This is a genomic window from Streptosporangium sp. CA-135522 (genome assembly GCF_050949235.1).
Lineage (GTDB): Bacteria > Actinomycetota > Actinomycetes > Streptosporangiales > Streptosporangiaceae > Streptosporangium.
In genome coordinates, this window is record NZ_CP192027.1 from 184,640 (window position 1) to 211,064 (window position 26,425).

Genomic DNA, 26,425 nt, shown 5'->3' on the forward strand with positions numbered 1-26,425 from the left:
AGTTGTCAAGAGGGTGGCAAGACAGCTTTGTGTTGCGATCACTACGCGTGTATCGAGACTTACCATCCGCGAATCGGTGGCTCCCATGGCTGCATCCCGATATCGGGAACGCCGCAGTGTTGCACGGGCCAAGTCCGACCACGCCGACGCACTCGTCCTGGCCAACATCTTGCGCACCGACCGCCAGGCACATCGGCCTCTGAGGTTTCCCCTTCGGTGTGGACACCCCTGACAATGGATCTTGTTCCATGAAGGGGAGTGTTCGAGGTGGCATGTCCGTCGAAGTACGGCGAGGAGTTCAAGAAGGACGCGGTACGCCTGGTCCGTGAATCACGCCGGACCTGCGCCGACGTCGCACGGGAACTCGGGATGAACCGCGAGACGCTGCGTGTGTGGGTGCGCGAGGCCGAAAACACCGAGGCCGAGGCCGGGACCGGCCTGGCCCGCAGCGAACGCGAAGAGCTGACGCGGCTGCGCAAGCGGGTGGCCGAGCTGGAGACCGAGAAGGAGATCCTCCGCAAGGCGGCCGCCTATTTTGCCAAGGAGATGGATCGTTGAGTGGCCGCTTCGGGTTCATCTCCGCCCACCGCCTCGTCTACGGGGTCAAGCGGTTGTGCCGGGTCCTGAACGTGCGCCGCAGCGCCTTCTACGCCTGGCTGGCCCGCGAGCCGGCCCGTCAGGTGAGGGCCGCCGAGGATGAGCGGATCGTCACCGAGATCCGGCGCTTGCACGCCGCATCCGGCGGCATGAACGGTTCCCCGCGGATCACTGCTGAACTGCGCGAGGCCGGTGAGCGCATCAACAAGAAGCGGATCGCCCGGCTGATGCGCGTTCACAACATCGTCGGACTGCACCTGCGCAGAGGCAGGCGGACCACGATTCCCGACGAGGGCGCCCCGCCGATTGCGGACCTGCTGGAACGCGACTTCACGCCCGGTGATGCCGACCGACGGTGGTGTGGGGACATTACCTATCTACCGGTCGGTGACTCGTGGCTCTATCTCGCCACGGTGATCGATATCGGCTCACGACGCCTGATCGGCTGGTCGATCGCCGACCACCTGCGCACCGGGTTGGTCAGCGACGCGCTGGAGGCGGCGGTGCGTGCTCGCGGTGGTGGCCGCGCAGACGGGATGATCTTTCACACGGACCGCGGATGTCAGTACATGTCGGCCGAGTTCGCCAGGCTCTGCGACACGAACGGGATCCGCCGATCGAGCGGCAGGACCGGGACGTGTCTGGACAACGCCCTGGCCGAGGCGTTCAACGCCACCCTCAAGCGTGAACCGCTACATGGCAGGAAGAAGCGCCGCTGGAGTAACGAGGCCGAGGCCCGGACCGAGATCTTCCGCTGGATCGCCTGGTACAACCACCGGCGCAGGCACTCGGCGATCGGGAACCTCCCTCCGGCCGTCGGCCGTCTACGAAGATCGGCTCGCTAGGATGGCCGTACTGGCTGCATGAAACCGGGTGTCCACGCCCCGGGGGGAACGCCACACCCGGCCTCTGATCCTGCCCGACGAAGGGATCGGGTACGAGGCCGGGACGGTAGGCATCGCCATCGACCAGCGGCTACGGCTGGCTTTCACCTGCGCCCCACCCATCAACGCCACCACCACGGCCGGCATCAGCGCGTGCCGGCAGACGCCTGACGGCTGGCAGATCCAGCGGGAGACGCTCAGCCCGACCTGCATCGCCGCCGGTGGGCTCTCGCACGGCACCGCGATGAGGGTGGCCGTCGGCCAGAGCCAGACCACCCACCACGCTTGGATCTACGGCATGACCCTGGATGCGCACACGTTGTATTCGGCGCTGACCCGCGATCAGATCAGCGCGCACCTGTATCTGCCTCGCACCGTGCTGGAGTCCGAGGCTGACCAGCTCCGCTACGGCGAGCCCCGCAGCCGGGCCGAAGAGATCGAGCGGGCCGATTCCTTCCTGACGCCCGAGCCCGAACCGATCGCCGCCCCCGCTCCCATCGTGTCGGGGCAGGCCCGCATCGATGCGGAGAGGACCGAGCGCGAGAACGCGGCCGTCGTGCAGCGGGAGGCCGCGCTGCTGGAGCTGGCACGCACCCCGTATGGGCTGGGCCTGCTCGGCGAGGCCGCGCTGACCCAGCGCGTGAACGACCTCGCGGCTAAGGCCACCACGGCGTCCGTTGCCCTGACCACGGCGAACGCACACCTGCGCCAGGTGCGCGAGCATGGCGGCGGATCCGCGGAGACCCAGATCGGCCAGCGCCGCGCCGAGCTCGCCGAGCAGGTCGGCCGGATCACCCACGCCCGCCAGACCGAGGATCGCCTGCAGCGGGCCCGCGCCATCGCCACCGACGGCAGGCACCGTATCGACAGGCTCCGCGGGCAGATCCGCCTGGCTGAGACCGAGTTGGCCGGGCTGAGCCGGTGGCGGCCTTCCATCGGGCCCGGCGCCCCGTCTCCCCTCATCCCGGAGCGCCCCCGTCGGAGGCAAGAGCTTCAGCCTCTTGCCAGTGAAGTGAAGACATAAAAGAACCCGCCGATCCGGAGGGATTAGCGGGTCTTTGAAGTTGCTGCTAGGTCAGCTCGCGGGTATTTCAAATTCTCCTAGACGGACGCCTCCAGCAAAGGCTTTCCATTCACCAGGAGTAAAAACCAACACCGGACCCTCTGCGTCCTTGCTGTCGCGCACAGCGACATGCTCGCCAAGGAAAGCCACCTGTACGCATTGCCCGTTCGAGCCGCTAAAACTACTGGTCCGCCACTCAGCACGGGACAGATCAAGGTCTTCACGCATCGCCCGCACCTCCTCTCACCCTTACATCTACGAGCACAGAAGCTATGAGGTCACGAGTCTTTTCCGGACTGAGTGCGACGCTTCGGAGGTGCTCAAACATCAGGTTATATCGTCTCACGTCGTTCTCGCTGTTCAAAAACAGGTCCGTTGTGCTCGCCTCGATGTAGACCACATCACGAACATCGTCGGCGAACTGAAGGATGACAAACGATCCATGCATTCCTGGATGCGCGCCAGCCTCGAACGGAATCACCTGCAACGTCACGTGAGCCTGTTCGCTTTCGTCAAGCAACCGCTGTAGCTGCTCACGCATGATCACAAGGCTACCAACGTGACGACGCAACGCCGCTTCGTCGATGATCGCCTCAATCGCCGGTGACGGGTCACGCTTCGCCTGACGAGCCATCCGGACTGTTACCCGACTCTCGACCTCCGTTGCTGGCAACTCTGGAGCGCCACCGGGGATCGCTGCGCGTGCGTACGCCTCGGTTTGGAGCAGACCAGGGACGAACGACGATTCGTAGTTACGAATTCCTTTCGCCTCCTGCTCAAACCCTATGTAAGTGGCGTACTGATCAGGCAAGTCTTCCGACGCGACCTGCAACCAACTCTCTTCCTGCGCCGATCTGAGAATTGCGATCAGGTCGTTTCGGTGCTTCTCCGGCACGCCATACGTTTCGAGCAGCGCTCGCAGCGTTCTAATCTGCGGTTTCGCCTGCGCCGTCTCGATTCGATACAAGGTGGCACGGTTGATCTCGGTAGCGTCCGCGACCTGCTCGCGGGACAAGCCTGAACGCTCCCTGAGCTGTTGCAACTCCATCGCAAGCCGCCGTAGACGAGCGGTTGGGGCTTGTCGCCGTTGAGTCATGCGGCAAAGAGTATCGGAATCATCACCACTGATGCACACGCAACATGTTGCATACACGCAAGTTCGTATGCATCATGTTGTGTGTACAGCCTGCCGCATCTTCTCAGGGCAGGCGACCGATTCGGCGGAGATGGCCAAGGGGTTTGGCTTTTGCCGTTTGAGCTCTGAGCAAGGCAGTTGCGGCGACGGAAGATCGATGCCCCGCCGTCTTCCCGCTCGGGCTCACTGAGCTGATGAAGGGCAGGCTTATGACGGTGTCCTCTGCGCAAGAGCAGTTCATCCACCTGATACGGCTGGGCTGGGACCTGCGTGTCCTGGGCGTATCCAACTCGCTGGTCATCCCCGCTTCCGGTCCGCCGGTGCTGGAGATCATGTCCACCGGCGGGGTAGAGATCCGCGTCCGGGTCATCCGCCGCGCGTGGGGCTGGGTCTTCACCTGGCGGCCGTGGTGGTCGGTGCTATGGCGGCGGAGCGAATGGGTCTGGGCCAACGATGACCTCGCGGCCAACATGATCATGGCGGCGGTGACCGCATGAGGGGCGAGCAGGAGCCGCACGGGGATGCCGCGTTATGTCTCATCGGTCAGCGGGACTTCCCCGATGTCGCGCAGTCGGGGCTGTTTCAACCTACGGCCGCCCTTTCCGCGCGGCACGCTCCAAACACTTTCCCCCCAAACAAGCGGACCCGCCCGGCGCTTGCGACGACCGGACGGGGCCTTGGTCGGATGGAGGTCCGATCCATGGAGGATGTTAAATCCCCAATGCCCGACCCCGCGATCCCCGGCTGGCGGGTGATTCGCAGCGATGCCGGTCGCTACTGGGCCAGCCGCGAAAAACCCTTCCCTGACAGCTCGGTAAGAGGCACAGGCCTGAACCAACCCCCCTTCCGCACGGTGGACGCCGACACCATCGAGGAGCTTCGCGCCGAGGTCGAGCAGCAGGAAAACGCCGCCCGGGAGGCAGCCAAACGGGTGGCATCGTGATCAGGCGACGTTCTGGCCGCGCTTCCGGACGGCACCGCGACGGCCTAGTCCCCACCACCGTCACCCCTCGCCTGTGGGACGGCCCGGCCCGCGCCGAAGCCGAGCGCCTGAGCCAGGCATGGCCGAACTGGACCATCCTGTACGGCACGGGCAGCCGCCGCTTCTACGCCATCGCGGCCTGGCCAGTACCCGAACCGGTGATCGTCCAGGCAGCTACTTCCGAGGACCTCGAAGCCCAGATGCACGAGACGGTTATGACCTTGGCCATCCCCCACCAGGCGTCCGCCCCCGGCGTGAGCGCCCTGGTCACCCCCAAGCAGGCGCGGCGGCCCCGCTTCCCAGGCGCACGCCGCCGCGCCGTAGGCCCCGCACAAAACCCGCGTCATCCTTACCAGAGCATGCCGTGAGTCCCGACGAGTCCGTCTTGGACCCGACACGCGTGATACCGCGCGAGGAGCGCCAGCTCGCCGTCCTCGCGCAGACCTACCCCGGCTGGCACATCGACCAGGACACCCCTGGTGAGTGGAGAGCCGTCCGACGCGCCCCTGTCAGCCGTGAAGAGGCGGACGCCGGGGTCGAGCGGGTCAGCATTCCCACCTCACCTGAGGCGCTCGGCTCGGCGCTGGCCGTCCAGGCCGAGCGGACGCACAGCTCGCGAGCCCGGCGGACCTTCGCCCCATGAGCTGGCGCGGCGGCACGGTGGCCCCCGTCCCGCGCTGCCGCGCCCTCCCATCCCGCGAGCGGTGGTGCAAGCCTTCCGGGGCCGCTCGCGGGACCGGACGCGACCGCACGACCCCCTGAACTGAGGGGGCTCCGCCCGTTGGTTGCGACCGGCGGTGCCCCGCCTGACGCCTTCCATCCTCGGGCGGGGCACCTCAGCCGCAGGACGGGTAACCACGGGCTGGTCGCGCCCACCGAACTTCCGGCAAACGACCCTGAAGCAGCCGGGTCAGGTCACTCATACAGCTCATGCGACAGAGCGATTCCTCATGTTCTGCCGTGACACATCTTCAACCGAGCTACGAACGTGTTAGGGGGAGGTCGTCATAGAGAAGTTCGATTCGGTGGGGGTCAATGATCATTCGCAGGTACTCCAGAGGGCGCCGCGATTCGTCCCGGGTGACCCTGTCCACCGTCAGGACGGGCGTTCCCTGACGGAGCCCGAGCTGAGCCGCCTCGTCATGGTCGGCGGGGCGGGTGCTCACCTTCTCGTCCGCAGCGGCGGGAAGGAAGCCCGCAGCGCGCATCGCCGCGTAGACGCCTCCGACCACCTTCGCCGTCCCGGCAAGGGGTGTGCCCTCGACCAGATCAGCCGGATAGAAGGCCGTGTGCAGTTGGACGGGCATGCGATCGATCATCGCGTGACGACTGCGCCGGATCACCTGTGCGCCTTCGCCCAGACCCAGCGCGGCAGCAACCTCGACGGAGGCAAGTACACAATCGACTCCGATTGTGACCATCGCACCATTGACTCCGGCCTGCTGGCAGGCGGTCTCCCATGGGCCGAGTTGCCCGCCGGGCTCCAGCACGGCCGCATACCGGCTTACCGCGACGCGGACCGGCCGCCACTCAAGGACGAACACGCCTTGACCAGGCACGCCACGGGTGAGTCGTTCCGCCTCCAAGAACCCGAGAGCGGTGTTCACCGTCGAGCGGGAGACCCCGTAGCGTTCCACCAACTCCAGGTGACTCGGCAGCGGCGACCCAGGAGGGTATTCACCGGACCTGATAGCGGCCCGCAGGTCTTCTGCGATCTGTCTGTGCTTAGCGACCATCCCCGGCGGCACCTTCTTCCCGCAACTCGCGCCGTGTGAACCGACCTTTCCTTCCAGTAATACCGATGTTGTGATCCATTGACAACAGCCCATCGGCGTCACACGATCAAAATAGATCACAATCCCGGTATTGAGCAGGGCAGTGATCAGCCAATGGCCGGATCTTCCAAACGGAGTCGGCTGCCCGGCCAGAGCAACCTTCGCTCAGCTCCGCCACTCACGTCGCGAAAGGCATAACGGTGATCAACCATCGAATCGAAACGCCTGCGTCTTCGCAGGAAGGCCCCGGACCTACACCGGAACAAGCTTCGGATTTGACGCTGGAGGCTTGGCGACTTCGCGTATGTGGCGAGGCGGACCATGTCCATGAGGTCATGGCGGGGCTGAGCCCGCCTTGCCAGCCACGCGCACCCGGCGAGAAACCCGACTGGACGCTGCAAATAGAGCGGGACCGCGACGGCGCATTGCCGGGCAGGGAGGCCGCCGAGGCACTGTTCGCCGATCGGCCGACCCTGACCTATCCGGCACCCGGCCGCCAGATGGCCGTTATGGAGGAGTCCGGGGAAGGGCTGCGAATTCTGGGCCGCTATCGGCCCTCCGAGGCGGCGGCGTTCCTGGAGGTTGATCGGGCTCACCGTTCGACCCGGCTCCTCATGAGCGCGAATGAGCCGGTCGGACGCTGGCCGGTCTGGCTGGCACTGCTGTTCTTCTCCAGCCGGATGCTTACCCGCGGGTGGCGGTTGTTGCATGCCTCCGCTGTCATGATCGGCGAGTCGGTGGTGCTGTTCACCGCGCCGTCAGGCGGCGGGAAGTCCACGTTGGCTCACCGGGCTCACGCTGAACTCGACGCGCGCTTCATGGCCGACGACCTGGTGCTGGTCGGCCCCGATGGTGTGGTGGCCGGTTGGCCCACCCGCGTGGCCCCGCCCATGGGGCTAGCCCGCCCGGAAGACGCCAGGCAAAACCGCCCCATGCTGGTGCACGGGACCCGACGGCGGAGGTTATTCACCGCTGCCGAACATCGCGCCGCCGTCGCCTACGCCCCTCCCGCGCCGCTGAGCGCGATCGTCCAGGTGAGCGCTGGAGGACTCCCACCGGGCAGAAGCGCGGGCGTACCGACTGCCATCCTGCTGACCGCAGCCGAACTGACAGCAGTGATCGCCGAAGCGGCGCACGTGCCCGGACAGCGGTTGCACTCCGCCGACCTCCTATCGATCACCGGTCCCGGACCGGTCCCGGCCGGTACCGAGGAAGCGGGCTTCGACCTCGTAGAAGCCGGGATCCGCGGGGTGCGACTGATGGTGGATGATTTGCGGGCGCTCGCGCACTTGCCGGTGTGGGACGCGCTGTCGGCTGTGTTGCCGGAGGTGAGCGCCCGATGACGACGCTCATGAACCCGGGATGCGTCGTACAGGTGCGCAGCGCCGGTCGTGTCTTGGCGGTCCGCGCCGACAAGCGGTTGATCGAGACCTGGCCCCGGCATGCGCCGCATATTCCCGGCGCGTCCTCGCGTCCTTTGTGTGGCTGTCCCGACGGTGCGCGGGCGGGTGTGGTACTGCCCGGGGACCCGGGCGACGCCCGCCGCTTAATCAACGCTCACCTGCACGTGCTGCATCTTGGGTCCGGCACCGTGTGCGTGCACGCCGTCGCGATGCACCGGCCCGAAGTGGGTGCAGCGCTGCTGCTCGGCGGCCACGGGGCGGGCAAAACCCTCGTCGGGGTCGCGCTCGCCCTGCGCGGCTGGCATTGGCTGGCCGGCGATGTGACGCTGCTCGACGTGGCCGCCGAAGGCGGGGCCGCCGTACGCGGTGGCACTACCGCCATCCTGGGACGGCGGAGCGCGATACGCCGCTGGTTCCCCGAGCTCACCCTGCCCGAAGGCCCGGACACCGTTGACCTACACGGGCAGGGCGGGCTGCCCTCCAGCCTGGCGACCATCACACCGGTCAGGGTGCCCGTGGCGGCGGCGGTGCTGGTCGACGTCGATGGCGACCCGCTCGCCACTGGCCGGACGCTGCAGCCGGTGGACCGGCACACTGCGGCGACGGTGTGGCTGCGCGCCAGTGGGCACCTGCTGGACCGCATCCTGGATGACGGCGAGCAGCCGCTGCGCCTGCTGGAGGACGGGCCTGCTCAACGGCAGAGACTCCATTACGTTCACGCCCTGGCCAGATCGGTCGGCATGCACGCTGCGCGGGGGACACCTCAGGGGATCGCCGCCCGCATCGAGCAGCTGATCACCGATCGCAGGCAGGGGGACAGGCATGACCAAGCAGACGAAAGTAATGGCGCTGGCGCTGGATTTCGGCGGCACCCTGGCTCGGCCGGGCCCCAACCCGGACGCCGCCACGGTGACCGAGGTGCTGCGCGGCCTGCCAGGCGCGAGCATCCCTGACGGGTTCGCCGCCGTGTTCGACCAGGTGGCGCGCCGGGTTCGCGCCGCTGACCGGCAGCGGGGAGAGCAGACGGCGTTTGCTGAGCAGGTACGCCTGGCCGCCCTTGAGAGCGGGGCGGTGCTGGACGACCCGGCGGCTGCCACCCGGGCGGTGTTCACCGCTGTCCCAGACGCGGAGATCGACGCGCGTGCCGCTCGTGCGCTGCGGGAGCTGCACGACAGCGGGCTGATATGCGTGCTGGCGTGCGACACACAACGCCCGGAGAGCGTGCGCCGCCGCACACTGCGGGACGCCGGCATCAGCGACTGTTTCGACGCGTTGGTGCTGTCCAGCACGCTTGGTGTCCGTAAACCGCACCCGCGATTTTACGCCGCCGTGGTCGAAGCTACCGGATGCCCCGCGGCGGAGATCCTGTTCGTCGGGGACACCCCGGCGAAAGACGTCATCGGCCCGCGCACCCATGGCATGCGTGCTGTCCTGATCAGCGCCGAAGGCCGTCCGGCGGAGCTGGACCCGGCTATCGGTGTGATCGCTCACCTGGCTGAACTGCCTGCCTACCTGGAGAGCCTCCATGAGCGTTGACACTGCTCGCCCACTGGCGTGCCGGTATGCGGGCCCGCGTATCCGCCTGGTTGGTGGGCGAGCCCATATGCTGCCCGCCGTACCGGTCCCGGATGGGATGGTGCGGGCGCGGTTCAGCGTGCTCAGCCCCGGCACCGAGCGTCGCCACCTGGCCGCCACCGAAGGCCCCGACGGCACCCGGGATGCCGGATACATGACGCTCGGCGGTGACCATTCCACAGGGTGGATACTGGCGGCGGTGCCGCACGGCGCCTCCTTCGCCCCGTCCAGCGGCGGCACGGTCACCGCTCCACCCGGCACCCGCGTTCAGGCGGCGGCGGTGGCGCGCTTTCAGCAGATGGCGGTGCTCGGCCTGGCCCAGCTTCCCGCCCATGTCGATCTGGGCGACGCCGTGGTGGTCGGCTCCGGGCCCGTCGCGCTGGGCTGCGCGCTGGAGCTGCGCCGCAGAGGCGCGATGCAGGTTCGGGTGGTGACGTCCCGGCCGCATGCGCTGATCAGCCGTGTACCCGGCACGCAGTGCGTCACCGCCGTGGAGCAGGGCAGCGCCAGGCTGGTCATCGATGCGGCCGGAGCCCCGCGGCGAGCCGCGCGGCTGCTCGCCCCGGGCGGCACGCTCGGCTTGCTCGGCACACCAGATCCCGGATCGGTTCTGTCGTCGCTGTCGCTGCACCGGGCCGGGCGGACGGTCATCGGCATGCATGAGCTCACTGCGGTGGCGACCAGCCGCTACCGGGACGCCTACACCACGGCGGCGACCTGGCTGAACGGTCTACCACCGGACCTGGTCGACGCCTGGTGCCAGATCATGCCCGGCGAGCTCGCAGCGGGCCTGTACGCGGACCTGGATGGGCCTCGCCCCGCCGAACCCATCGTGATCTTCTCGTGGGAGTCGTCATGATCACCCCGATCGGGTTGTACAGCATCTCAGTGCGGGGCCTGGAGGTGCCCGGCCTGCTGGGTTGGGCCGCGTCGCATGGGGTGCCGTTCATTCATCTGCGTGGCGGTCCTCGCGGCGTCGACCTGGCCGCCCAGTCCACCGCAACGGTGTGGCAATGGCGCAAAGCGGCCAACGGCACGGGGGTACCGATCACCGGGGTCACCGCGGACGTGGACCTGACGGACCTGCTGACCGGCAGCGCCTGGGCCCGCGCCCAGGCAGCCCAGCAGGTGGCTCGTCTCGCTGAGTCGGCGGCTCTTCTCGGCGCCGAATGGGTGCGGCTGCTGGCCCGAACCCCGCTGACCGGGCGGCAACTGGCCTTCGCGGCGCAGCTGCCCGTGCTGGCCAGCAGCGCGGTGCCGCTGCTGGTGGAGCTGCACGACTCGGGGTGGATGGAGCCGGACACATTCGTGGGACTGGTCGAAATGGTCGACGCGTGCCCGGCGGTGTGGCTGCTGGCCGACACCGCGCAGCTCGCCGCTGCCATGCCCGTCGGCGCCGGAGCGCCCGCCTGGGTGGGCCTGGTCCTCGACCAGGCGAAAGTCGTGCACCTGTCCGATGCGGGCGCCGACCTGAACACGCCCGGGCATGCCCTGCTCGGCGCGCTGGTCGCCACCCGCATCGACGCCGGGCAGCGCCTGGAGGTTGCCCTGGAATGGACCGGGGCCGACCGCAGCCCATCCGCGTGCCTGGCCCGCTACTGGGCGGCCACCGCGTGGTGGGCGGAACTCGCCGTCGCGTTGGAGCCGCAATGAGCAGCCTTACACCGTCCGGCGGGTGGGTGGTGATCAGCGACTACCCACGATGGCCAAGCCCGTACTTCGCTGAGCTGGAACGCCACACCCCGGCCGGGTTCCCGCTGGCATTCGCCTCCACCCTGGACGCTCTCCCAACCCACCCCACCCAGCCCGGAGTGATCAACGTTCATCGGCTGAAGCGCCTGTACCGGGGTGTAGACGGTGAACGGACGCTCGCCGCCGCGAAAACCATGGTGGAGCGGCTGTCGGCGCTGCGTGACGGCGGGTGGCGGATCGTGTGGACGGTACACAACCTGCTGCCCATCGACGGCGGGCCGCCCAGCGACGCCGACTGGCATGCCGCGCTCGGCGTGCTCGGCGTGGCCGACACAGTCCTCACCCACACCTGCTCCGACGCCGCATACCTGGCCAGGCTGACGAAGGCGCCGGTTGTGGTGGCCGGCTGGGCGGGGCTGAGCGCCCCCGCCACTGCGGGCCCTGCGCCGGAGCCGGTGCGCGCCCTGGTCGACCGGCTCCGCGCCGCCCCGTACGCGGTGCTGATCGTGGGTAACCTCACCGCATACAAAGACCTGCCGAACGTGGCGGGCGCGTTCGCCGCCCACACCCGGCGGGCGCGGCTGCTCATCGCCGGCCCGTGCCGCGACATGGCACTGGTCGCCGATATCGAAGCCGCGGCGCGGGGAAGTGGCGGCCGGGTTCATGTGCACCCGCACCGCATCCCGCCCGAGCATGTGCACCGGCTGTACCGGGCGGCTGACGTCGCGCTGTGCCCATACCGGATCGACGGGCCGTGGCGGTTTTTCGCTCAGGTCCTGTTCCCCGGCTCGGTCAGCACCGCGCTGGCGTTCGGCTGCCCGGTCATCGCCCCGGACCTGCCCGCCATCGGGGAGATGACCGCCGGGTATCCGGCGCGGCTGTACCCCGCCGACGGCCCCGGCCAGGTGCTGGCCGACGCGGAAGTGCTGCCCCATTCCCGCGACCGCCGCCCCATGCTCGACGGCAACGCCCGATGGCGGGCCATCGCCGACACCTACCAGCGAATATTCACCCAGCTCACCATCACAAGGGGATCAACGTGTCCGACGCCATGACCAGTTCCGCGGGTTCCGAATGGGGCGCCCGGGTCGCCGCCGTCCTGGCCGCTTCCTACGGGTTGGAGGTGGCCACCATCACACAGCTGCCCATCGGGCAGGGCACCACCAACTTCCGCGTCGTCTGCGATGACGGACTGGAGGCGTTCGTCAAGCACTATCCGGCTGGCACCGACCTGGGCGCCGAACGGGAAGCGATCGCCCTGTCCGCCCTGGCGGTGGATTCGGGCATCCCCGGCGCGCAGGTCCTGCCCAACGAAAAGGGAGAGGTGATCGACGCTGGCGGGGAACTGCCGGTGTCGGTGTGGGAGTGGATGCCCGGCCGTGTCGAGACGCATCTGTCGGCGGCGCAGCTGACCGCCGCCGGTAACGCGCTGGGCCGCGTCCACGCTCTGTTCGCCCCTCTGCCGACCGGTCCTGACCCGGACGCGGGAGTACGGGCCTGGCGGACCCCCGACGTGGATGAGCTGACCGCGACGATCAACCGGCTCCTGGAGATCATCGCCGGGCGGGTCCGCGCCGGCGTCGCCGACACGTTCGATGTGGAGGCGCAGCGCACCCTGTTGGAACGCCGCAGCATGCTCAACCGTGTGCCCGGCCTACTCGCCGACCTGCCCGAGAAGCTGACCGTGCAGGTTCTGCACGGCGACTACTCGCCGGTCAACCTGCTGTTCCAAGGCGACGCGCTGTCGGCGGTGCTGGACTACCGGCCGCCGAACCCGCCGTTCCTCCTCGCCTACGACCTGGGCCGGATGGCGTTCTACCCCAACACCGTGGCCGACGACCCGGCGTGGCCGGACGCCGCCGTCACCTTCATCCGCGCCTACCGAAAAGCTCACCCGGCCGTGCCCGCCGTCGATGTGCGCGCCTGTGGGCGGGTCGCGCTGCTGCAACTGCTCACCAGCCTCTACGGCGTCAAACAGCACTACCTGAAGCCGGGCCTGTTCCAGGCCGACCTGGACGAGTTCTGGCTGCTACGCCACCACACCGCCGGTGTGCTGCTGGCGCAGCTCGCCGGAACCGACGCGCTCCTGGCGGACCTGGCTGGCTGACCTTTCCTGCGCCTTCCCCTCCATCGTCCCGTTCCCCGATCCTGCAAGGAGACCCTCGTGACTTTGGACACCGTGCCCTTACGCGCCGCCGCTGCCTGGGACGTCCTTCGCGGGCCGATCTCGCCCGCCGTCCTCACCGACGGCGCGGCCGACATCGCCGTCCGCCACAATCTCCACGTCGACCACGCCGACCCGCACACGGTGACGCTCACCGCGGCCAGCGGGGCGCCCTTGGTCACCGTCCGCTGGCGCCCCCACACCCCGGAGCGGCCCGACACGCTCAGCCACGTCCTGCCCGCCGACTACCTGGAGATCCTCCTCAACGTCCACTCCGGCGGGGAGGAGGCCGCCGCATCCCTGCACGGGTGGCTACACGACCGGCTGCGCTGCTACGACCCGGCTGAGCTGCTGCAGCTCACCGCGTCCATGCCGCTGCTGGCCCGCCACGCCACCCACGACCCCCACCTCGCCAAATGGGCGATCATTTTCCGCGATCACTACGTGGAGAACACCCTCGCCTTCCTGCTGGCCCTGCAGCAGGCCGGCGTCCCCGCCGAATGGATGTACGCGCTGGCCAAAGGCGACCGCACCCGCAACCGTGACCGTATCCACGCCACCCTCATCGCGCGCGGCTGCCGCAGCGGCCTGCTCGACAACACGGCGATCAACGCGCCCGCCGGCCACGCCGACGAACTCGCCCAGGCCCTCGCCGGAGTGGACACGTTCATCGACGCCGCCCACGCCGCCGGGCGGAAGGTCCTCGTCATCGACGACGGCGGCCTCATCGCCCAGGGGTACGGCCACGCCGACGCCTCTCGCCGGGTCGACGCCGCCCTGGAACTCACCGTGTCCGGGCTCAAACGCATCGCCGCCGCCGGGCCGCTGAGCATTCCCGTGTTCAACCTGGCCCGCTCGGCGCTGAAGACGAACCTTGGCTATCCGGAGATCGCTGACTCGTGCCTGCGGCGGCTGCGTGAGCTGCTGCCTGTGGTGAAAGTCATCGGCCGAACCGTTCTCGTCCTCGGCTACGGCACCCTCGGCTCCCGGCTGGCGGCCGCGCTGCGCGCCCAAGGCTGCCAGGTTCACGTCGTCGACCCCGACCCGCTCGCGTTGATCGCCGCCGCCGAAGCCGGGCACCCCACCTACCGCACCGTCGGTGACGCGTTGCGCAGCGTGCGGCCGATCCTTCTCGTCGGCACCACCGGCGAAGACGTCCTCACCCCGGAGGCGGTGGACGCGCTACCCGACGGAGTGGCGCTGGCCCCGTATGCCACCAAGGATTTCTCACTGCTGGCCACCGACCCCGCGTTCGCCGCCGCGGCGACGGAGATTCCCGGCGTCGGCCGCCGCTACCGTCTGCCCGCCGGAACGGAGGTGACGGTCCTCGGCGACGGCCGATCCTTGAACCTGTTCGAGTCCGACGCGATCCCCAACCAGGGCTACGACGCCTACCGGGCCGGGACACTCATCGCCACGAAAGCCCTCTGCGCCCAAGCCGCGACGCTGCCGCCCGGCGTGCACACCAGTGTCGTCGACGACATCATCACCGGCTCAGGCCTGTACGACGCCTACTACGACACCTACCTGGGCCTCGGTACGGCCGCCCGACCCACCCCCGCCGGGTCGGCGCCACTGGCCGGGATGACGGCATGCGTCGTCGGCTACGGCGCCGCTGGCCGCCTACATGCCCAGCTCCTCACCGATGCCGGCGCCCAGCTGACGATCCTGGACCCCAAGCACCAGGACCTGCCCAAGGCGTACCGGACTTTCCGCCACGGCATCGACGACCTGCCCGCAGCGGTCGCCCACGGCATCGGCCTGTGGTCGGTGTGCTGCCCCACCGCCGACCACCTGCCGGTGCTGCGCTCGATCCTGCGGCACGATCCACACGCCTGCGTCCTGCTGGAAAAACCCGCATGCCAAGGCGGAGAGGCCCAAGCACTCACCAAACTGCTCGCCGCCCACCCAGATGCCCGCGTCATGGTCACCGACCAGTACGCCCACGCCCGTGCCCTCGACACGGCCATCGATCTCATCACCGCATACGAGCCGCACAACCCGATCCGGCACATCGCGATCACCTTCACCAAAGACCGCAGCGCCGACATCGCCCGGGGCCGATTCGTTGACCGCTCCTACGGCGTCCTCGGATATGAGTGGCTTCACATGCTCGCGGTACTGCGCCGCCTCATCCCGGCCGAGTCCTTCGCCGCCTACCTGGCTCACCATCCCGAACAGGCCACGCTGCGCGCCGTCTACGATCCGCACCTGTTCGTCTCCGCTTTGACTGAACACTCGACCCTGCACATCGGCGACGCCGTGATGGACCTGGAACTGCACTCCAGCATCACCAGCCCCGCCGTCGTGATCGGCCACGTCCCGCATGACACGACCGGGTGGAGCCACGGCGTCCGTCCTCCGGACGACCGGCACCGCTATCTCACCATTCGCGCGGGGCGCACCTGTCTAACCGTGCATCTCGACCCGGTGACCACGGCGGAAGGATGGCAGTTGGACCGTAACCGGCACCGGATCACCATCGATCGTGACGGAGAAGTCCTACACGACCAGATCATCGAGGACTCCCCGTTACAAACGGCCATCCGGTCGGCGGCCAGCGCACTGACCGGCTCGGTCCCGCTGCCGCCGCCGGACCTGGGGCCGCTGAGGAGGATCACTGCCGTGGCCGAGTATCTACGCGGCAGGCAGCCCAGTCAGAACGTCGCGCATGAGACTTCGGGTGTGCTGGCGTCATAGTCGCTTGAGATCAATCGGAGTCCGGCAGTGGTCGCCCAGGTTCGGCTCGAAGATCGTGAACATCCTCACGAAAAGAAAACCCCGCCGCCTCTTCGGAGACCGCGGTACCTCTTGAGGTTCAGCTATAGCCGGTTCTCGGGGTGGTGACACGAGACTCTGTCCCAGCAACCCGGACTATCTGCGCGTCCTCGTAGAGCTGAGTCATTACCCGACGTAGCTCGTTGAACGAATGCGGTCCGAACCCGCTGATGAGGGTGAGTTCCTGGTCGTCCCATTCGAGTAGCTCGCCGACGGTGTAGATCTGCGCTCGGAGCAGCGTGTGCCGGGTGCGGGTGGAGAGTCCGAGCTGGTCAATTGGCAGGTCTTGATGTTCGGCGCCGATGGCGCGCCATAGAGCGAGGCGGATCACGTGCACCTCCCAGTGGCAACCCGCACCGAGCGCCGCCGGTCCCCCTTGCCAGAACGTCGACCGTTTGCGGGGGACCAGAATGCACATATGTTGCAGCCGATTACAAGGTGTGCGGAACTCCTGGTGACCTACGCCTGATACCTAGCCCGAACCCGTCTCCTGGCTCATCGCACAGTAGATGGCCGACACCAGCGAACCGTTCCCCCTTCGACACCGGAGACCCTACGATCTTCAGTGACATGTCCCGATCCGCGAGGGGAAGGGCGTGGGAGTCTGAACATATGACAATTGAGTGGTCCCGACAGGCGGTCCTCGAAGCGGTCAGGACACGCTTGCTACGTGCGGGCGCTGTGCTGGAGGGGTACTCCGGCGTCGATGTCATGGCAGAGTCCGACGGCATGCTGGTGATCTTCCATTGGCGGCGAGATCCGAACACTTACGCCATCAAGGTCGAGTTCCCGAGGGGGTCAGCGAGTCCGTGGACTGGCGGTTCGTACACCGGCCTGCCGGTGACCTCGCCGGATGGATGGGCCGTAGACTTCGCCTTCCGCCTTAGGCTGGAACTCGATACCGGGCTGGTTCGTCGAAGCCGCCGAACGATCCGAGACGGGTACGTCCTGTTGGACGTTCACGATCCCCCGAACCTCTTGCCCGACGGGTTCTTCATCGGTGCCGTTCTACTCCCCGACATTGAGCTCCCCGCCTTGCCGGATGACCTCGAGAAGGCCTATTCCATTCTCGGATCGCTGCCGGCATCGGTTTCTCCGCCTGTGTCCAAGGTCGGCGCCTGGCTGGCCCGGGCAGGGATGGATGTCACCATTCCCAGACAGCTGATCGTCGAGGTCAGGCTTGCCTGCTGGCTTCAGGCCTACGTCGACAACGCCCGCGGGGAACCTTTTGTCGGTCAGGCAGCCGCGTCCTGGGAGGACGAGCAACGCACCATCGCCCGTCTCGACCTGGTGCACATCCAGCCCGGCGTCCCATCAGAGGTGCGCGATGCCCTCGTGCGTCTCGTGGTCTGCGAGGTAGCCGAGGCCAGCGCCCTGTGCGTGGTCACCGCGGTCGACGATCCCGAACTCCATGGACTGGGGTTCCGGCCCGCGAACGGTGGCGGCCTTGCGCTTCACACCAGGAGCACTGAACCGCCATCGGACCCCGCGGCCGGAACCTGACCCAACGCGCCTCGCATCCGAGGCTGGGCCTCAACATGCGAATGTCAGCGATCCAATTCCGAGATCGCCGACACGAAACACCCATAACGTCTCGGCGACCGCCTGAGGGCACTTGGCGCTCTCTTCCCGCGACTATCGGACAACCGCTCAGGCATCAACTTGTGCGCGAACTATGAACGTGACGGAACCATCGACGGTGACGATCGCCCACTTCGGCGGGGCGTCGTCCGGGGCTGGGTCGATCGGCGCCGCCGGCTTCCTTCATCGGCCCACGGCATCGAATCAGCATCGAATATGCAGGTCAGGTCTCACTTGACATCCGAGCGCACCCTGGAAGGCGCACCGCTGAGTTACCACAGGGACCCCTGGGCCTCCGACTGGGCTCCGTCTTCCCTCAAACGGGAAACACGGTAACCCAGTCGGCTCGCGCTATGCTGACCGCTGCCAGTAAGTGATCTTTTACACAGACGACAGGAACGCCTGGTTGATCCTGGCCTCCGCGTGCAGGCGCTCAGGGCCCTGCAGCCGCCCGGGGACCTGCTCATCCTCATCATCGCGCTTATCCATCCCCCGCAGCAGGCAGCAGATCAACTGATGCAACTCCGCGCTGATCTTGCGCCGCAGCAGGATGGGAGTGGCCACGTAGCGGCGGTAGGTCACCGCGATCAGGTAGGGGCGGCCGAGCAGATCATCGAGGCTGCTCGGCTTTCCCTGGATCAGGAAATCCGTGGAGTAGTAAACCTGAGTGAATTTCAGCAGCTCGTCGCTGAGCGCTCCGTCGACCTCGCCGATCCATGCGTGGCGCCCCTCGTGCTCGCATACCGGGATGTCCGGCCTGCGGCAGGTCGGCTTTGATGCCGCCACTGGACTTTCCGCATGCCGTGGTGTGGGTACGGGGATGAGCGCCACCGCATCCCACGCCTGCATGAGGGTCATGGCCACCGGATGGCCGAGCGTCAAGCCCTGGATGGGCAGCGGAGCGTGCTCCAGCAGGAGATCGGCCGAGGCGTAGGTTCCCACCCGGATATCGCGGTGCTCCTGCAGGGCGGCGATGTGCAGCTGGGCGATGTCATCGGGCAGGGCCTCGGCGTAGGCCGAGCTGATCGCGTCCAGGTCGAACAGCTGCCCGTAGGTCTCTGCCCGGCCGGCGATAATCCGCTCATACCCCAGGCGCTGAGGGTCCGGTTCACGGTCATAGACCAGCCCCGCTTGTCCGGCTGCGACGCGCCAGGTGAGCGCGTCGGAGGCGGGCAGGGAAAAGGCGGCGTAGGGAAGGCTTCCGGCCAGCAACGCCTGGCTCTTCCAGGTGCTGGTGTAGCTTTCGCGATCGGTGCCGTAGGGCGTTGGTTCGGGCTGTAGCGACAGGCCTTCGGCCAGGATCAGGTTCCACGCGCTCAGCAGTTCGCTGCTCGCAGCCTTGGTTCCTGGGTTGACCTCCTGCCACTGCCACAGCAGGTGCCCGTGCCAGTACGCCGTTGCCTCGCTCGTTTCCTTCGTCACCGCTCGCCGGTACAGTCCGTGCATCGCTGTGCCGTTGATGCGTCCGGGCCCGGTGGGGGCCGAGGTCATCGGCCGGGCAGGCGTGCGTGAGTCATCCGCATGCTTCCATCGGTTGATTGCGCGTTTGGCTGAAGGCGGCCAGAGGTTGTCGGGGTGGCGGGTTGTCGTGTTTGCCTCGGCATGACGCTTCACGAAGAGATCAGTAGTGGTGCCCACGCTAAGGCGAAGGCCCCTTGAGGTGGTCGGAATGGTGGGGAGTTCAACATCGAAGATCTCATCAGGCGAGCTTGCCTGGCGGACCATGAGTACTCCTGACTGTCGGGGCCACCATCTGGGCCGTCAGCTACGCGATAGCTGTCTACGCTGATCGCAGTCATCACTTCCAGTGGGTGGCCCTAGGGCTGGGCTGATCTCGCTGCATCGGGGATCGTCGCTATCGTCAAGATCATCCAGTCTCAACGGGATGCTTTTCTTGGTGGGGTCGTGGTCATATCTCGACGAGACCTCTCGATACGCGCTGAACGGGACCGCTGTCGTGCATGGCGGCAAAAAGAAACTCCGAGGCCCGCCGGAGCAGCCGCCGCCGCGCCTTTTGGCGGGAGCGGCGGGCATCGGGGTCGGTTGGTTGCGGTGAACAGGTCAGATCAGTGCCCTCGAGCGAAGGATCGCGGCTCGAGCACGATCATCCGTTCGTGGGCAGTCCGCGAAAGCGGATGTTGTTGGTGCGAAGGTGACGGGTGGTGAAGCGGATTCAGACTCTCCCGACCGAAGATCATCTGTCAAGCGTTTGACAAAAGATCTTCTGGGGCGGTTTAGTAAGGCCACCACACCATGCACCTGGGGCCCACCAGAGCTGGTTGGCCTCAGCGAGGAGGAGCGCGTGATCACCGGTTGCGCCGATCAGGGCGGCATCCAGTTGCCCGAACTGAGGTGCCCATGGCCTGTCCAGGTCAGCCCGTATGCCCATGAGGTCGATGCGGGCACTCTGGCGTGGCTGCGGCGCTTTGAGGCCGCTCCCGCCGACGAAATCGAGCGCTGCCGGCGCGCCGCCTACGGGCAGTTGGCCGGCCGCGTCTACCCCCATGCCACCCGGCCGCTGCTGCAGCTGATGAGTGACTGGTGCACCTGGTTGTTCGTTTTCGACGACGTCGTTTGCGAAGGTGAGATCTCCACCGTAGAGCTGGCGTTACTGATCCCGCGCCTGTACCGGCTGCTGGACGGGGATGTCGCGGCGATCGTGACCGGATCCGACCGCGCCTTGCTCGACCTGCGCACCCGGATCGCGCAGATCGCCAGCCGGGAACAGCTGAACCGGTGGACACACGCCACCCGCCATTACCTGGCCTCGCAAACCTGGGAGGCGGCCAACCGCGAAGCCAAGATCGTGCCCAGCCTGGCCGACTACCTCATCATGCGCCGCCACACCGGCGCGGTGCACACGGTGCACGCCCTGATCGACCTGGCCACCGGCCTGCGGCTGAAAGATGAGGAGTGGGCATCCCCCCTTCTCACCCAGGTGAGCCGGCACGCGGTGGATGTGGTGGATTGGGACAACGACCTGCTGTCGTGGGTCAAAGAGCATGACTCAGGAAAAGGCGATACGAGCCACAACCTGGTCACTGTGGTGGAACACGCGCACCAGTGCTCCCGCGCCGAAGCAGTGCAGCAGGTCATGGCGATGCGGGAGGCGGCGGTGGAGCAGGTGCGGGTATTGGGAGATGAGCTGACCCGTAGCGGATCGGCGGCGGTGGGCGCCTACGTGGCGGGCCTGCGGAGCTGGATCACCGGAGCGGTGGACTACGCGCTTACCAGCGTCCGCTACGCCGCGGGCGGCCTGGCCGTTGCCGAGCCGCCCCACTGACCAGGGCCCCCGCCCGCGGTTCTGCCGCATCCGGCTTTCGGCGAGGGACGCCAGGACTCCTCACCCCAGCGGGTAGGACAGGGACTGCAGAACCGCGGACGGGGGCTCTGCTTCGTCAGTGATCTCGTCACTTTCTCCCAGGGCGTAGGCGATCGCCTGGGTCAGGGACAAGCTGGCTCCACGGGCGTGCGCCGCGCGGTAGGCGTCCTTACCGATCAACGCGATGATCCGCTGGGTGCACCGGTTTCGCGTCTCGGTGAAAGCGGGCGTGCTGAGCATGGTCATCCCGTACTCGTGCCACTGGAGCTCGGCCGAGCCTTGCAGCGAGGCGGCCATTGCCGGGGACCACCCGGCCTCGATCACCAGCGAGGCCAGCCCGTCCAGGCACACGACGATCCCGAGCACGTCGGAAAATTGCTGCTTGATGCGCAGCGCGTCGCGCATGGCCGTTACGGCCTCGGTCAGGCGTCCGGCTTGCTGGTAGGCCAGGGCCAAGACGTAGCAGCCATAGGAGCGTAGCCACAACTCCTGCTGCTGGGCGCAACGGCTGCGAAACTCCTCCAGCATCGGCAGCGCCTGATGGCCCTGGCCCTGCATGGTCGCCACCAGGCCCATCTCCACGATCGCCGGCAGCAGACCGGCGCCGGCGTCCTGCCCGGAGCCCAAGAAGTCGAGCGCGACGCCCAGCTTGAGCGTGGCGGTCTCCAGATCGCCGGCCAAGAACGCCGCGGTGCCCAGCATCTTGGTGGCCAAGACCACGGCGGCGGGGTCTCCGATCTGCTCGGCCTCGCTCAGGCACAGCTCAGCGGCCTGGGTGCCGTGCAGCAAATCACCTTGGGCGCAGGCCAGGTAACTTTCGACCCACAAAGCCTGGCAGCGGGCGGGGCTGGGGTCGGGGCACATGGTCAATGCGCGGACCAGATGGTGGCGGCCCTCGTTGGAGTAGCCGCAGCCTACCCACAACCACCACAGCGCACTGGCCAGCTCCAACGCCAGGGGAGCCTGGAGCGGGTCGGACAGGGAGTAGTCGATCGCGGCCCGGATCTGCCCGATCTCGGTGCGCATCCGCCGATACCAGCGCAGCTGCGCTTTACCGTTCCACTGATCCCGGCCGCGGTAGGCCAGGCGCAGGTAGAAGTCACGGTGGCGCCGGCGGTAGGTGTCGGTCTCCCCGATGCGGCTCAGCCACCAGGCGCCGTACTCGCGGATGGTGTCCAGCAGCCGGTAGCGCACGGTGGCGGTGTCGGTGCGGATCTGCAAGATGGACTGGGCGACCAGGCCGCTCACGACGTCGGCGATCTCGTCGGTTGGCAGGTCGTCTCCGGCGCAGACCTCCCGCACCGCCTCCAAATCGAATTCCCCGGCGAACACCGACAACCGCTCCCACAGGCGTTGTTCGGCCGGCTCGCACAACTCATAGCTCCAGCCGATGGTGCGGCGCAGCGTGTGATGCCGCGAACCGTGCTGGTCGCCCTGCACAACGTCGACCGACTGCAGGACGTCGGTCGACTCGTTGACCAAGGACACGACCTGCTCCAGCGACAGGCCCCCCAGGCGGACGGCCGCCAGTTCCAGCGCCAGCGGGACGCTGTCCAGCCGCTCGCACAACGCCTGGACGGCGGGCAGGTTACGCGGGCTCACGGCGAAGTGCGGCATGACGACGCGGGCGCGTTCGGCGAACAGCTCCACTGCCTCACTGACGCTGCCGACCCCGTCCAGGTGAGTCAGCTCGGTCATCGGCGGTACCACCACCACGTGCTCATCAGGCAAGGTCACAGGGGTGCGACTGGTCGTCAAGATCACCACGTGGGGGGCGGCGGCCAGCAGCTGGGAGATCAGCTCACGCACCGGGATGAGCAGATGCTCACAGGTGTCCAAAACCAGCAGCAGCCGCCGGTCGGCCAGGAAGTCGATCAGCACCTCGATATCGGGGCGCGTGGAGACATCCGTGGTGCCGCAGGCCTGGCACACCGCGTGCGTCAGCACCCGTGAGTCCTGCAACGGCGCCAGATCCGCGAGCGGGGCCAGATCAGCGAGCCAGACGCCGTCGGGAAACTCACCGTGCAACTGACGGGCGGCATGCAAGGCCAGCCGGGTCTTGCCGACCCCCCCGCTACCGGTGACCGTGATGAGCCGATTGGTGCGGATCGCGGCGATGAGATCGCTCAGGATCTGATGGCGTCCGATAAAGCTGGAGTTCTCCGCCGGTAAGTCGCCCTGCCGCCTGTACCGCGCCGTCACGATCCGCTCCTTTCCCGTCCCGCGCCGCGACCAGGAACCCCGAGCCGACGATATGCGTGACAACCAAAGATCACTTATAGCTCCACTGGCATGAAGATCCGCCGGGGGGTACGGTTGCGTCAGTCCCAGGAGAAAGAGTCTGAAGGTGAATGCAGCGGCCACGGTGGCCAAGGCGCTTGACCAGCTCCTGCACCAGCGACGCGCCCCCGATGGGGAACTCTGGTCCGCCAAGAGTCTCCGCAGCCTGTCTGCGGCCATCAAGGCCTCCAACGGCGGCCGCGGCCCCTCCCACCAGACGTTGTTGAACCTCTTGGAAGGCACCGGCAACCCGAAGCCCGAGACATTGTGGCCCATCATCCGCTGCCTGGATGGCGACCCCACCGCCTTCGGCCTGCAGACCGACCCCGTGCAAGACCTGGCCTTTCAGCTGAGTGATGTGGCCCGAGAGGACCGTGATCCAGCAGGCCTGCGGGAGGCGGCACTGAACCTGGCCGCCTTGCCCCCCGAGGTGTTCGAGGACTTCCGGCAGAAGATCGCCGCGGCAGCTGCGGCCGCAGCCGCCGGCGCTGCCGCCCCCCGGCAGCCGGTGAACGAGACCTAAGCCACCTCGCCTGCCCGTCTTCCTACCCTCGCCGCATGAAGACCGCCCGGCATCGCAGCCAGCGAGACACAGCGCCCCCCGGCGAAGGGGCACTGGAGCATGACCGCGGACACATCTGGCTTCGGTGGGCCGGGACACGGGAGAAGAGAGCAGCCGGTACCACTGGTGTCGTGCCTGTGCGCGATCGCCGTTCATGATGCTTGGCCCCCTCCCTCGGGCCTTTAAGCCTGGCCGCCAAAAGCTGCTTCATCACGGGATGCCAAGGCAACAGGCAGCAATCGCTTGTATCGATGGCAGATGCTAATGGCAGGTTTGCGCTTGCCGAAGGGAAAAGCTCGTGAGCAGCAGTGCCGGGCCCCCATAGCCCAGACGTGAACTTCGCCCCTCGGCAATACACGGGATTTTGGCCGTCAATTGACATTCTCGGCAAGTGAGGTTGGTGGGGGTATCCCTGTAAGGGATACCCCCACCAAGGCTCTGATTACTTATCGCAATCAACAACTTGCCAGGTCGGCGACACTCTCACCCAATAGTCGTTACGTTTCGTGACGAAACAAATGCTCGGTGGGGCGGAAATTTTTTGATCGCAGCTGCCCGTTTCGCATATCGACCCATGATGTCCGCTGAGAATCCAGAACATTTGACTGATCGGCGGTTGTGGCGATCCGATCGTGCCATGCGACACGCGATCACCTGCCGGCTTGGCGAAGTCCGTTATAGCTGGTTCATGATCATTTGCCCTGTTTTGGGTGGATGGTGTCGAGCTTGCTCCACAGCAGGACTGCGCCGTTTGCCCTGCTTTGCATGTGTCGAAAACGATCTATGTGTCTATACGCTGGGGCGCTATGAGTAGCGTTCAGCGTCCCTCCTTCGGTGACTACTTGCGGCACCTGAGGCGGTCAACCACACCTCCTGGATTTGACCCGGGAGAGCCGCAAGCCTCCCGGGAACCACTTAGCCGCGCCAAGCTCGCCGTCGCTGCGGAGGTGGGCATGACCTATCTGACCAGGCTAGAACAAGGGCGCGCCGACAACCCGGGCAGGGAGGTGGTAGACCGACTTGCCGACGCACTTGACGTCAATGAGGTGGTCCGCCAGCACATGCATGATTTGGTGGCCTACACCCATGCCGATTCGGTGCAGTCCAATACCTCCGTCCCTGAGCCGGAACTTACCAGTGAAGAACGTCAGCAGGTGGACTGGCTTCATCCGCACCTTGCCGGATGGGTGGACTCTGCATGGTGGGTGCAGTACGGCAACCGCGAATACTGCCGCATCTATCGGCACCTCGCAGAGGTGGGTAACGTCTTGACCTGGTTCTTCGCCGTCCCCGAGTCCCGCAAGATCATGGTCGAATGGGAGATCGAGGCCCGGCTCACGGTTGCCTGGCTGCGAACGAATATGGTGCGGCGGATCCATGACCCAGCATTCGGCAGAGCGTTCGAAGAGCTATCTCGGTTTCCCGAGTTTGTCCGAATGTGGAATCGACGGGAGATCTTAATGGGCAGGCATTCTCCACACATGCGTGTCCGCGACCTCGACAACGATATCGAACTGACCCTATTGGCGAACGTCTACCCTCACCCAGATCCCACCCGGTCCGTGCAGCAGTACGTCGGTATCAAGAAGCCGGACGGTGATGCACCTGGTAGGCGATAGTCTCCGATGGTTTCCGGTGGTCAGATTGTTCGCCTCGATCCGGGATGACTATGCTGCCCACCGTGTCAGATATCAATGTGTCCGAGCATTTCGACCCGCTCGCGTGGACTGAAGTCAAGGGCTTCGACTTCACCGACATCACCTACCACATCTCTTCGGAGAGTCGGCAGGGCAAGCGCATCGTGCGAATCGCGTTCGACCGGCCGGAGGTGCGCAACGCCTTCCGCCCGCACACGGTCGACGAGCTATACAGAGCGCTCGACCACGCGCGGATGAGCTCTGACGTGGGCTGCGTGCTGCTCACCGGAAACGGCCCTTCCCCCAAGGACGGCGGCTGGGCCTTCTGCTCGGGCGGCGACCAGCGTGTTCGCGGACGCTCGGGATACCAGTACGCCAGCGGCGAGACCTCCGACACCATCGACCCGGCGCGGGCGGGCCGTCTGCACATCCTTGAGGTGCAGCGCCTGATCCGAACCATGCCGAAAGTCGTCATCGCGGTCGTACCCGGCTGGGCCGCGGGTGGCGGTCACTCCCTGCACGTGGTGTGCGATCTGACGCTGGCCTCCGCCGAGCACGCCCGGTTCAAGCAGACCGACGCCGATGTGGGCAGCTTCGACGCGGGCTACGGCTCGGCCTACCTGGCGCGCATGACCGGCCAGAAGTTCGCGCGGGAGATCTTCTTCCTCGGCGAGGAGTACACCGCCGATCAGATGCACGCCATGGGCGCCGTCAACCGCGTTGTGCCGCACGCGGAGCTGGAGGTCACCGCCCTGGAATGGGGCTGGAAGATCGTCGGCAAGTCGCCCACCGCGCAGCGGATGCTGAAGTTCGCATTCAACGCGGTTGATGATGGTCTGATGGGCCAGCAGGTCTTCGCCGGCGAGACCACGCGCTTGGCCTACATGACCAAGGAGGCCATGGAGGGCAGGGACGCGTTCCTGCAGAAGCGCGACCCCGACTGGTCGGAGTACCCGTACTTCTACTGAACCCTCTGCTCTTTACCCCCCAGCCCC

25 protein-coding genes and 1 pseudogene are annotated in these 26,425 nt (G+C 67.0%); 20 read left to right on the forward strand and 6 right to left on the reverse strand.

Annotation, left to right across the window (positions count from 1 at the left end; translation table 11 throughout):
• Positions 1-73: 73 nt before the first annotated feature.
• From ACQPYK_RS49165 to ACQPYK_RS49175, 3 genes and pseudogenes are all read left to right on the forward strand, one after another.
• Positions 74-202 (forward strand): annotated as a pseudogene (locus ACQPYK_RS49165) (IS110 family transposase); the annotation flags it as partial.
• A gap of 65 nt (positions 203-267) precedes the next feature.
• Positions 268-1,442, forward strand: a protein-coding gene (locus ACQPYK_RS49170) for an IS3 family transposase (RefSeq protein WP_433259754.1) whose coding sequence is annotated in 2 segments (ribosomal slippage) — positions 268-537 and positions 540-1,442 — 1,173 coding nt in all. Because the reading frame shifts where the segments join, the coding sequence is not laid out codon by codon here.
• A gap of 28 nt (positions 1,443-1,470) precedes the next feature.
• A complete protein-coding gene (locus tag ACQPYK_RS49175) occupies positions 1,471-2,505 on the forward strand; it encodes a hypothetical protein (RefSeq protein WP_433259755.1) in 1,035 nt (344 codons plus the stop codon).
• Positions 2,506-2,556: 51 nt separating this feature from the next.
• Here the strand turns inward: ACQPYK_RS49175 and ACQPYK_RS49180 are convergent, their stop codons facing one another.
• Entirely contained in the window at positions 2,557-2,772 is a 216-nt protein-coding gene (locus ACQPYK_RS49180; protein ID WP_433259756.1) for a DUF397 domain-containing protein, read from the reverse strand.
• Positions 2,765-3,592, reverse strand: coding sequence for a helix-turn-helix domain-containing protein (locus tag ACQPYK_RS49185; RefSeq protein WP_433259757.1), 828 nt, complete (start codon positions 3,590-3,592; stop codon positions 2,765-2,767). The genes ACQPYK_RS49180 and ACQPYK_RS49185 overlap by 8 nt, the downstream gene beginning before the upstream one ends.
• 296 nt (positions 3,593-3,888) lie before the next feature.
• Between ACQPYK_RS49185 and ACQPYK_RS49190 the strand changes: the two genes are divergently transcribed.
• The 4 genes from ACQPYK_RS49190 (at position 3,889) to ACQPYK_RS49205 (ending at position 5,304) form a co-directional block, all read left to right on the forward strand.
• On the forward strand, positions 3,889-4,176 hold the full coding sequence (locus ACQPYK_RS49190) for a hypothetical protein (RefSeq protein WP_433259758.1): 288 nt from the start codon (positions 3,889-3,891) through the stop codon (positions 4,174-4,176).
• A gap of 203 nt (positions 4,177-4,379) precedes the next feature.
• Positions 4,380-4,622 carry a hypothetical protein gene (locus ACQPYK_RS49195; protein WP_433259759.1) on the forward strand — a complete coding sequence of 81 codons (243 nt, stop codon included), beginning with the start codon at positions 4,380-4,382 and terminating at the stop codon, positions 4,620-4,622.
• Positions 4,619-5,029 carry a hypothetical protein gene (locus tag ACQPYK_RS49200; RefSeq protein ID WP_433259760.1) on the forward strand — a complete coding sequence of 137 codons (411 nt, stop codon included), beginning with the start codon at positions 4,619-4,621 and terminating at the stop codon, positions 5,027-5,029. The genes ACQPYK_RS49195 and ACQPYK_RS49200 overlap by 4 nt, the downstream gene beginning before the upstream one ends.
• Before the next feature lie 17 nt (positions 5,030-5,046).
• Positions 5,047-5,304, forward strand: a complete 258-nt coding sequence (locus ACQPYK_RS49205) for a hypothetical protein (RefSeq protein ID WP_433259761.1) — start codon at positions 5,047-5,049, stop codon at positions 5,302-5,304.
• Positions 5,305-5,641: 337 nt separating this feature from the next.
• Here the strand turns inward: ACQPYK_RS49205 and ACQPYK_RS49210 are convergent, their stop codons facing one another.
• Positions 5,642-6,517 carry a GntR family transcriptional regulator gene (locus tag ACQPYK_RS49210; protein WP_433259762.1) on the reverse strand — a complete coding sequence of 292 codons (876 nt, stop codon included), beginning with the start codon at positions 6,515-6,517 and terminating at the stop codon, positions 5,642-5,644.
• Positions 6,518-6,636: 119 nt separating this feature from the next.
• Between ACQPYK_RS49210 and ACQPYK_RS49215 the strand changes: the two genes are divergently transcribed.
• The 8 genes from ACQPYK_RS49215 (at position 6,637) to ACQPYK_RS49250 (ending at position 15,970) form a co-directional block, all read left to right on the forward strand.
• Positions 6,637-7,779: a hypothetical protein gene (locus ACQPYK_RS49215; protein WP_433259763.1), complete on the forward strand. Its 1,143-nt coding sequence runs from the start codon at positions 6,637-6,639 to the stop codon at positions 7,777-7,779.
• Between the two features lie 224 nt (positions 7,780-8,003).
• Positions 8,004-8,792 carry a hypothetical protein gene (locus tag ACQPYK_RS49220; protein ID WP_433259764.1) on the forward strand — a complete coding sequence of 263 codons (789 nt, stop codon included), beginning with the start codon at positions 8,004-8,006 and terminating at the stop codon, positions 8,790-8,792.
• Positions 8,683-9,375 (forward strand): HAD family hydrolase, encoded by a 693-nt coding sequence (locus tag ACQPYK_RS49225; protein ID WP_433259797.1) that lies wholly within the window; start codon positions 8,683-8,685, stop codon positions 9,373-9,375. Before ACQPYK_RS49220 ends, ACQPYK_RS49225 begins: the two co-directional genes overlap by 110 nt.
• A 67-nt stretch (positions 9,376-9,442) precedes the next feature.
• Positions 9,443-10,273, forward strand: a complete 831-nt coding sequence (locus ACQPYK_RS49230) for a hypothetical protein (RefSeq protein ID WP_433259765.1) — start codon at positions 9,443-9,445, stop codon at positions 10,271-10,273.
• On the forward strand, positions 10,270-11,067 hold the full coding sequence (locus ACQPYK_RS49235; protein WP_433259766.1) for a sugar phosphate isomerase/epimerase family protein: 798 nt from the start codon (positions 10,270-10,272) through the stop codon (positions 11,065-11,067). The genes ACQPYK_RS49230 and ACQPYK_RS49235 overlap by 4 nt, the downstream gene beginning before the upstream one ends.
• On the forward strand, positions 11,064-12,161 hold the full coding sequence (locus ACQPYK_RS49240) for a glycosyltransferase (RefSeq protein ID WP_433259767.1): 1,098 nt from the start codon (positions 11,064-11,066) through the stop codon (positions 12,159-12,161). The genes ACQPYK_RS49235 and ACQPYK_RS49240 overlap by 4 nt, the downstream gene beginning before the upstream one ends.
• Positions 12,146-13,213: a phosphotransferase enzyme family protein gene (locus tag ACQPYK_RS49245; RefSeq protein WP_433259768.1), complete on the forward strand. Its 1,068-nt coding sequence runs from the start codon at positions 12,146-12,148 to the stop codon at positions 13,211-13,213. The genes ACQPYK_RS49240 and ACQPYK_RS49245 overlap by 16 nt, the downstream gene beginning before the upstream one ends.
• A gap of 57 nt (positions 13,214-13,270) precedes the next feature.
• Positions 13,271-15,970, forward strand: a complete 2,700-nt coding sequence (locus ACQPYK_RS49250; protein WP_433259769.1) for a hypothetical protein — start codon at positions 13,271-13,273, stop codon at positions 15,968-15,970.
• Between the two features lie 118 nt (positions 15,971-16,088).
• Here the strand turns inward: ACQPYK_RS49250 and ACQPYK_RS49255 are convergent, their stop codons facing one another.
• The gene (locus ACQPYK_RS49255) at positions 16,089-16,466 is read right to left on the reverse strand and encodes a DNA-directed RNA polymerase subunit alpha C-terminal domain-containing protein (protein WP_433259770.1); all 378 of its coding nucleotides are present in this window, start codon (positions 16,464-16,466) and stop codon (positions 16,089-16,091) included.
• A gap of 194 nt (positions 16,467-16,660) precedes the next feature.
• Between ACQPYK_RS49255 and ACQPYK_RS49260 the strand changes: the two genes are divergently transcribed.
• Positions 16,661-17,551, forward strand: a complete 891-nt coding sequence (locus ACQPYK_RS49260) for a hypothetical protein (protein ID WP_433259771.1) — start codon at positions 16,661-16,663, stop codon at positions 17,549-17,551.
• 459 nt (positions 17,552-18,010) lie between these two features.
• Here the strand turns inward: ACQPYK_RS49260 and ACQPYK_RS49265 are convergent, their stop codons facing one another.
• Positions 18,011-19,354, reverse strand: a complete 1,344-nt coding sequence (locus ACQPYK_RS49265; protein WP_433259772.1) for a hypothetical protein — start codon at positions 19,352-19,354, stop codon at positions 18,011-18,013.
• A 577-nt stretch (positions 19,355-19,931) separates the two neighbouring features.
• Between ACQPYK_RS49265 and ACQPYK_RS49270 the strand changes: the two genes are divergently transcribed.
• Positions 19,932-20,912, forward strand: a complete 981-nt coding sequence (locus tag ACQPYK_RS49270; protein WP_433259773.1) for a terpene synthase family protein — start codon at positions 19,932-19,934, stop codon at positions 20,910-20,912.
• A gap of 60 nt (positions 20,913-20,972) precedes the next feature.
• Here the strand turns inward: ACQPYK_RS49270 and ACQPYK_RS49275 are convergent, their stop codons facing one another.
• A complete protein-coding gene (locus tag ACQPYK_RS49275; RefSeq protein ID WP_433259774.1) occupies positions 20,973-23,153 on the reverse strand; it encodes an ATP-binding protein in 2,181 nt (726 codons plus the stop codon).
• A gap of 145 nt (positions 23,154-23,298) precedes the next feature.
• On the opposite strand from ACQPYK_RS49275, the gene ACQPYK_RS49280 reads away from it, so the two are divergent.
• From ACQPYK_RS49280 to ACQPYK_RS49290, 3 genes are all read left to right on the forward strand, one after another.
• Positions 23,299-23,754 carry a hypothetical protein gene (locus ACQPYK_RS49280; RefSeq protein ID WP_433259775.1) on the forward strand — a complete coding sequence of 152 codons (456 nt, stop codon included), beginning with the start codon at positions 23,299-23,301 and terminating at the stop codon, positions 23,752-23,754.
• Positions 23,755-24,599: 845 nt separating this feature from the next.
• Entirely contained in the window at positions 24,600-25,412 is an 813-nt protein-coding gene (locus ACQPYK_RS49285) for a helix-turn-helix domain-containing protein (RefSeq protein ID WP_433259776.1), read from the forward strand.
• Between the two features lie 62 nt (positions 25,413-25,474).
• Positions 25,475-26,398, forward strand: a complete 924-nt coding sequence (locus tag ACQPYK_RS49290; RefSeq protein WP_433259777.1) for a 1,4-dihydroxy-2-naphthoyl-CoA synthase — start codon at positions 25,475-25,477, stop codon at positions 26,396-26,398.
• Positions 26,399-26,425 lie beyond the last annotated feature (27 nt).